This is a genomic window from Bradyrhizobium sp. (genome assembly GCF_049586575.1).
Classification (GTDB): Bacteria; Pseudomonadota; Alphaproteobacteria; order Rhizobiales; family Xanthobacteraceae; genus Bradyrhizobium.
In genome coordinates this window covers 1-7,903 of the sequence record NZ_JBAVCF010000081.1, presented here as the reverse complement: position 1 = coordinate 7,903, position 7,903 = coordinate 1, and the positions used below count along the sequence as shown (strand labels likewise).

At 60.7% G+C, this 7,903-nt stretch carries 6 protein-coding genes; 4 read left to right on the top strand and 2 right to left on the bottom strand.

Features of this window, described 5'->3' with window-relative positions; all coding sequences use genetic code 11:
* The first annotated feature begins 46 nt into the window (after nucleotides 1-46).
* The 3 genes from lpxA to lpxB are packed head-to-tail and all read left to right on the top strand — an operon-like array spanning nucleotide 47 to nucleotide 2,920.
* Entirely contained in the window at nucleotides 47-853 is an 807-nt protein-coding gene (gene lpxA / locus WB528_RS02535; protein WP_423886855.1) for an acyl-ACP--UDP-N-acetylglucosamine O-acyltransferase, read from the top strand.
* A 19-nt stretch (nucleotides 854-872) separates the two neighbouring features.
* Nucleotides 873-1,730 (top strand): LpxI family protein, encoded by an 858-nt coding sequence (locus WB528_RS02530; RefSeq protein ID WP_423886854.1) that lies wholly within the window; start codon nucleotides 873-875, stop codon nucleotides 1,728-1,730.
* A complete protein-coding gene (gene lpxB, locus WB528_RS02525) occupies nucleotides 1,730-2,920 on the top strand; it encodes a lipid-A-disaccharide synthase (protein WP_423886853.1) in 1,191 nt (396 codons plus the stop codon). Before WB528_RS02530 ends, lpxB begins: the two co-directional genes overlap by 1 nt.
* Before the next feature lie 58 nt (nucleotides 2,921-2,978).
* Here lpxB and gltA read toward each other — a convergent pair whose 3' ends face one another.
* Together gltA and gltX are read right to left on the bottom strand one after the other, a co-directional pair.
* Nucleotides 2,979-4,280: a citrate synthase gene (gene gltA, locus WB528_RS02520; RefSeq protein WP_423886852.1), complete on the bottom strand. Its 1,302-nt coding sequence runs from the start codon at nucleotides 4,278-4,280 to the stop codon at nucleotides 2,979-2,981.
* 301 nt (nucleotides 4,281-4,581) lie between these two features.
* Nucleotides 4,582-6,006, bottom strand: a complete 1,425-nt coding sequence (gene gltX / locus WB528_RS02515; protein ID WP_423886851.1) for a glutamate--tRNA ligase — start codon at nucleotides 6,004-6,006, stop codon at nucleotides 4,582-4,584.
* A gap of 300 nt (nucleotides 6,007-6,306) precedes the next feature.
* On the opposite strand from gltX, the gene WB528_RS02510 reads away from it, so the two are divergent.
* Nucleotides 6,307-7,903: glutamine--tRNA ligase/YqeY domain fusion protein (locus WB528_RS02510; RefSeq protein WP_423886850.1), on the top strand; the 1,597-nt coding region annotated here is incomplete at its 3' end.

Below are 7,903 nucleotides of genomic sequence, written 5' to 3'. Positions count from 1 at the left end.
AAGCCGACAATTACTCCAAATCGCTGCAAGACAGATGGGCCTCTCGATGACCACGATCGACCCAACCGCGCGGGTTGAAGACGGCGCCGTGATCGGCGAAGGCTCGACGATAGGGCCTTACTGCGTGATCGGCCGTGACGTCGTCGTCGGCGCGAATTGCAAACTGATCGCACATGTCCACGTGATGGGGCAAACGGCGATCGGCGCCGGCTGTACGATCTATCCGTTTGCTTCGTTGGGGAGCGCGCCGCAATCGCTGGGCTATCGTGGCGAGCCGACCAAACTCCAGATCGGAGAGAGCTGTACAATTCGCGAGTCGGTAACGATGAATATCGGCACCGTTGGCGGTGGCGGCATCACCCGCGTGGGCGATCGCGGTTACTTCATGAATTGCAGCCACGTGGGACATGACTGCCACGTCGGCGACGACGTTATCTTCGCTACATCAGCCACACTGGGCGGCCACTGTGAGATTGGCGACTTCGTCTTCATCGGTGGTTTGTCCGCGGTCCACCAGTTCACGAGGATCGGACCCCAGGTCATGGTGGGAGGCGTCTGCGGTGTTCGCGGCGATGTCATTCCGTTCGGGCTGGTCAACGGACAATATGCAGCGCTTGAAGGGCTCAACATCATCGGCATGAAACGCCGCAAATTCACCCGCGAGCGGCTCACCAGGATTCGATCGTTTTATCAAAAGCTGTTTGAAGGACCGGGGGTCTTCTCTGAAAGACTGGCTGCGGTACAGCCGATGGCCAGTGAAGATCAGGCGATCGCGGAAATCCTGCAATTCATCGACGCCGGCAAGCATCGTCCCCTGTGCCTGCCGGCCGGCCGGGACGCTATTCAGGGATAACGGAGTAGTCGGTAGACCCATGACTGCCGCGGCTTTGGAAGTTTCGTCGCCGGTTGGCGTCATTGCGGGGGGCGGCGCGATGCCGTTTGCCGTCGCCGATTCCCTGAAGGCGCACGGATTGGATCCAGTTCTGTTTGCGCTCAAGGGCGTCTGCGATCCAGTGGCAGCGGAGCGCTTTCGTCATCACTGGATTACGGTTGGCCAAATAGGGCGGGCGACGAGGTTATTTCGCGCGGAAAACTGCAAGAACCTCGTCTTCATCGGGACACTGGTGCGGCCGGGTCTGGCGGAAATTCGCCTCGATTGGGGAACGCTTCGCGCCTTGGGGCGGATATGGGCAGCCTTTCGCGGCGGTGACGACCATCTATTGTCAGGTGTTGGCCGTATTTTTGAACATGAGGGATTCCATCTCCTGGGTTTGAAAGATGTCGCGCCGGATCTGCTGATGCCCGAGGGATGTGCCACGCGAAACGTACCTGACCCGGATGCCGTGGCTGATATCGCCAGAGGCCAGGAGGTGCTTCGGGCTCTTGGTCCTTTTGATGTCGGTCAAGCCGTTGTTGTGATCGACGGCCATGTGGTCGGCGTCGAGGGCATCGAAGGCACCGACGAATTGCTGGCGCGTATCGCGACCTTGCGTGCTGCTAGTCGTATTCGCGCTCCGAAGGGCCGTGGCGTATTGGTCAAAGCTCCCAAGAGCAAACAGGATTTGCGTTTCGATCTGCCGACGATCGGATCGCGAACCGTTGAAGGGACCGCCAGAGCGGGGCTTTCGGGCGTGGCGGTCGTTGCCGGCAACACGGTCGTCGCCGACCCGCAGGCCATGATCGAGGCTGCGGACGCTGCGGGACTCTTCGTGACGGGTCTGCCCTCCTGATGCCGGCCACCGCAAACGGAAATGTCGCGCGCAAGATTTTTCTGATCGCAACGGAAGAGTCCGGCGACCGGCTGGGCGCCCATCTGATGAAGGTGCTTCGCCAGCGTCTGGGCGATGCCGTCAAATTCGAGGGCGTCGGCGGCCTGACGATGGCGAGAGAGGGACTGAAGTCTCTGTTTCCGATCGAGGAGCTGTCGATCATCGGCTTTTCGGCCGTGATCAAGCAGCTTCCCAAGGTATTGCGTTTGATCCGACAGACCGCTGCGGCGGTGGTGCGGGCCGAGCCCGACATGCTCGTCATCATCGACAGCCCCGACTTTACCCATCGGGTCGCACGGCGCGTGCGGGCTCGTAATTCGGCGATTCCGATCGTGGACTACGTCTCGCCGTCGGTGTGGGCCTGGCGGCCGGGCAGGGCACGGGCAATGCGCTCCTACGTCGATCATGTGCTGGCGTTACTTCCGTTCGAGCCGGAGGAATATCGCCGCCTGCGCGGTCCGCCGTGCAGCTATGTCGGCCATCCCCTGACCGAACAGCTCGCTTCGCTGAGGCCCGGCATTGAAGAGCAGGCGCGCCGCAGCGCGCTGCCGCCGGTGCTGCTGGTTCTACCGGGAAGCCGCCGTAGCGAGATCCGGCACCATATGGCGGTCTTTGGCGAGGCGCTGGACAGGCTTCAGGCGGACGGCAAGGCGTTTGAGCTGGTTCTGCCGACCATGCCGCATTTGCTGGACGAGGTCAGCGAAGGCGTCCGGGCATGGCAGGTGGCCCCACGGATCGTGATCGGAGAACAGGAGAAGCGCACGGCGTTCCGGATTGCCGCTGCGGCGCTGGCCAAATCGGGCACCGTGACGCTGGAGTTGGCGCTTGCAAAGGTGCCCATGGTGACGGCCTATCGCACGGGGGCGCTGGAAGCCTGGATCGTCAGGCGGACGATCAACGTCACGACGGTGATCCTGGCAAACCTCGTCATCGGCGAGAACGTGGTGCCCGAATTCCTTCAGGAGAACTGCACGGCCGACAATCTCGCCGGCGCTCTGCGCGAGGTGTTGTCCGATTCACCGATGCGCCAGCGACAGATCGAGGCTTTTGCGCGAATTGACGGCATCATGTCGACTGGCAATCAGCCGCCGAGCGTCCGCGCGGCGGACATCGTTCTGGCGATGCTCCGAAAGTCCCGAGGGATTGGCTAGGACACGCCGGTTCGAAGCCGGATAGTCAGGAATTGGATATCAGGCTTTGAGCTCTAGGCTATTTCCGCTTGCCGATGTCGACGTAGTCGCGTCGCGTCGCCCCGGTGTAAAGCTGTCGCGGGCGGCCGATCTTCTGCTGCGGATCCTGAATCATCTCGCTCCATTGACTGATCCAGCCGACGGTGCGGGCGACCGCGAACAGAACGGTGAACATCGACGTCGGAAAACCCATCGCCTTCAGCGTGATGCCCGAATAGAAATCGACGTTCGGATAGAGCTTGCGCTGGATGAAATACTCGTCACTGAGCGCGATCTTTTCCAGTTCCAGCGCGACCTTGAGCATCGGGTCGTCGCCGTGGCCGGTCTCCTTCAACACCGCGTGACACATCTTCTGCATGATCTTGGCGCGCGGATCGTAGTTCTTGTAGACGCGATGGCCAAAACCCATCAGGCGGACTTCGCTGTTCTTGTCCTTCACCCTCCTGATGAATTCAGGAATCTTGTCGACGGTACCGATGCCTGCCAGCATCGCCAGCGCCGCCTCGTTAGCGCCGCCGTGTGCAGGTCCCCACAGACAGGCGATGCCGGCAGCGATACAAGCGAAAGGATTGGCGCCGGAAGAACCTGCGATGCGTACCGTCGACGTCGAGGCGTTCTGCTCGTGATCGGCATGCAGGATGAAGATCTTGTCGAGGGCGTCGGCAAGCACCGGGTTGATCTGGTATTCCTCGCAAGGCACTGCAAAGCACATGCGAAGGAAGTTCTCGGCGAATTTCAGCGAGTTTTTCGGATAAATGAAGGGTTGGCCAAGGTTGTACTTGAATGCCATTGCAGCGAGCGTTGGAATCTTGGCGATCATGCGCATCGAGGCGATCATGCGCTGCTTCGGATCGTTGATGTCTGTCGAGTCGTGATAGAATGCAGCGAGCGCGCCGACGGACGCCACCATCACCGCCATCGGATGGGCGTCGCGGCGGAAGCCCTGAAAGAAGCGGGCCATCTGTTCGTGAACCATGGTGTGATGGATCACGCGCTGGTCGAAGTCGTGTTTCTGCTCCTTGGTGGGAAGCTCGCCGTACAGCAGCAGATAGCAGGTTTCCAGAAAGTCGCCGTGTTCGGCGAGCTGTTCGATCGGATAGCCGCGGTATTCCAGGACACCCGCGTCGCCGTCGATATAGGTGATTTTCGACTCGCAGCTTGCCGTCGACGTAAAGCCGGGATCGTAGGTGAACATCCCGGACTGTCCATAGAGCTTGCCGATGTCGATGACGTCGGGGCCGATGCTGCCGCTCGAAATCGGAAGCTCGAAGGTCTTGTTGCCTACCGTTAACGTTGCGGTCTTGCCTTGGGATGCGGCCATCGTGAGTCCCCGATGCGATCGTTGTGAAAGCCCGCGCCTGACGCCTTCCGAGACGGCCGGCAGCCGAGCGGGCACCTGAAATGAAGTGCATAAATGGGTAGCTTATTGCTGTGTGCGCTGCAAGGTGGCGCCCAGTGGTCCGGTTCTGACATGCTTCCCGTCTCGGCATGCGCGTTTGCGAATCTCAGAATCAAACGACTACTGGCAAATATTGGTTTCCCGTGGAGTTTTGGATTTTACATTCGCTTGACTGCCCTGTGACCAAATAGGCAGCGAATGTCGAACCACTCCGCTAGCTGCTTCAGTCCGGACCCTGGTCGTCGAGCCGGGCCAGACTTTCCTGGCGACCGAGCACGGCCAATACGTCGAATATACCAGGAGAGGTGGTGCGCCCGGTTAGCGCGGCGCGCAGCGGCTGGGCAACGGCGCCGAACTTGAGGCCGTTCTGGTCGGCAAAGGCGCGCATGGCGGTTTCAGTCTCTTCGGCGGTCCAGTCTTTGACCGCCCACAGCGCCACGCGAAGCCGGCCGATCAGCAAGCGGTTTTCCGGCGTCAGCACGGTGGCTGCCTTGGCGTCGATCTCGAGCGGCCGGTCGGCGAAAATATAGTAGGCGCTGTCGATCAGCTCGATCAGCGTCTTGGCGCGTTCCTTCAGGCTCGGCATGGCCTGCAACAACTGTCCGCGGGTCGTGTCGTCGAGTTTGGCCGCGACGTCGGCTCCGTTGGGTACGAACGGGAGCGCCTGCTCGAACATCTTCACGAGGGATTGATCGTCGGCGTGGCGGATATAATGCCCGTTGAGATTTTCAAGCTTGGCGAAATCGAACCGCGCGGCCGATTTGCCGATTCCGGAGAGATCGAAGGCGGCGATCATTTCCTCGGTGGAGAAAATCTCCTGATCGCCATGGCTCCATCCGAGCCGGACGAGATAATTCCGCAAGGCGGCTGGCAAATATCCCATAGCCCGATAGGCGTCGACGCCGAGCGCGCCGTGACGCTTGGACAGTTTTGAGCCGTCGGGCCCGTGGATCAAAGGAATATGCGACATGCTGGGAATGTCCCAGCCGAGCGCGTCGTAGATCTGCTTCTGGCGAGCGGCGTTGATCAGGTGATCGTCGCCGCGAATGACGTGGGTGACACCCATGTCGTGGTCGTCGACCACCACGGCGAGCATGTAGGTCGGATTTCCGTCACCGCGCAGCAGGACGAGATCGTCGAGGTTTTCGTTTTGCCAGACGACACGCCCCTGCACATGGTCCTCGATCACGGTTTCGCCGGTCGAGGGCGCGCGAAGGCGGATCGTCGGCTTGACGCCCGGCGGGCCTTCGGAAGCCTCGCGGTCGCGCCAGAGGCCGTCGTAAAGGCGGGTGCGGCCCTCGGCGCGGGCCTTTTCGCGCATCGCCGTCAGTTCTTCCGGTGTGGCGTAACAACGGTAGGCTTTGCCGGACGCCAGCAGGCTTTCGGCCACCTCCCGGTGGCGTGCCGCCCGGCTGAACTGGTAGATGACGTCGCCGTCCCAATCGAGCTCGAGCCACTTGAGGCCGTCCAGAATGGCTGCAATCGCCGCGTCCGTCGATCGCTCGCGGTCGGTGTCCTCGATTCGTAGCAGCATCTTGCCGCCATGCTTGCGCGCATAAAGCCAATTGAACAGGGCCGTGCGGGCTCCTCCAATATGGAGAAAGCCGGTCGGCGAGGGAGCAAAGCGCGTGACGACGGGTGCGGTCATTGACGTCAAAAGGGAGGGTGCGGAATCTGTCGTGGCAGGTTGGGGGTGTATAGCAGGAACCCCATATGATTAAAGCCTTCCTTGGGACTGGTGGCCCGTTTCTGGCATTCGTATCCTGTCGCGGAGAGCTCATTTGCGAATGTCAGAAACAAAGGGGCACCAGCAAATAATAAGTTTGCAGTGTGGTCCAGGATTTGACATTCGCTATAGGAACTCGCGGCGATACTGAAGCGAATGTCAAATCAACCACACTGACGGATTTGGCAGATAGACACTCGATTCCAGCAAACGAAAGTTAGCATGACCGCAGAACCGACGACAGCAGAGGCGGGCCGCGATTTCATCCGCGACATCGTCCAGGCCGACCTCCACGCCAAGAAGCATAGCGCGATCGTGACGCGGTTTCCGCCCGAGCCGAACGGCTACCTGCATATCGGCCATGCCAAGTCGATCGGCCTCAATTTCGGGATCGCGCAGGAGTTTGGCGGGCACTGTAACCTGCGGTTCGACGACACCAATCCGACGAGGGAAGAGCAGGAATTCATCGACTCGATTCAGGCCGACGTGAAGTGGCTCGGATATGACTGGGGAAAAAACCTCTTTTTCGCCTCGGACTATTTCGAAAAACTCTACGAGTGGGCGGAAGGTCTCATCCGTGCTGGTCTGGCCTATGTCGACGATCAGTCGCAGGAGGAGATCAGGTTGGCCCGCGGCACGCTGACCGAGCCTGGCAAGAACAGTCCGTTTCGCGACCGCACGGTGGAAGAAAACCTCGACCTGTTTCGTCGCATGAAGGCGGGCGAGTTCCCGAACGGCGCCCGCGTTCTGCGCGCCAAAATCGATATGGCGTCAGGCAATATCAACATGCGCGATCCCGTGCTCTATCGCATCCTGCACGCCCACCATCCGCGCACCGGCGACAAATGGTCGATTTACCCGAGCTACGATTATGCTCATGGGCAGTCCGACGCGATCGAAGGCATCACCCATTCGATCTGCACCCTGGAGTTCGAGGACCATCGGCCGCTCTATGAGTGGCTGCTGTCCAAATTGCCGGTGCCATCGACGCCGCATCAGTATGAATTCGCGCGCCTGAACCTGAGCTATACGCTGCTCTCCAAGCGGGTTCTGACCGAACTCGTGCGCGGCGGCCATGTGGCCGGCTGGGACGATCCGCGCATGCCCACGATCGCGGGGCTAAGGCGGCGCGGGGTGCCTCCGGCGGCGGTCCGGGAATTCATCAAGCGCATCGGCGTCGCCAAGGCCAACAGCGTCGTCGATGTCGGCATGCTCGAGTTCTGCATCCGCGAAATTCTGAACCAGACCGCACAGCGCCGGATGGCGGTGTTGCGGCCGCTCAAGGTCGTGATCGAGAACTATCCGGAAGGACAGTTCGAGGAAATCGAAGCGGTCAACCATCCCGACGATCCCTCCGCCGGCACGCGCCGCGTCGCGTTTGGCCGGGAGCTCTATATCGAGCGCGACGATTTCATGGAGAACCCGCCGAAGAAGTTTTTCCGGTTGTCGCCGGGAAACGAAGTGCGGCTACGCTATGCCTATTTCATCACCTGTCGTGAGGTGGTGAAGAATGCCGAAGGCGAAGTGGTCGAGCTGCGCTGCACCTATGATCCTGCGACCCGCGGCGGCAACGCCCCCGACGGCCGCAAGGTCAAGGCCACCATGCACTGGCTCTCAGCGGCTCGGTCGAGAGCTGCCGAAATCCGCCTCTATAATCCGTTATTTGCCAAACCGAACCCCGATGCGGCCAACTTCACCGCCGACCTCAATCCCCAGTCGCTGGAAATCCTGAAGGACGCGAGGGTTGAGGCTGGTGTCGCCGAGTCCAACTCGGCCGAGGTTGTGCAGTTCGAACGGCAGGGCTATTTCGTGCGGGACA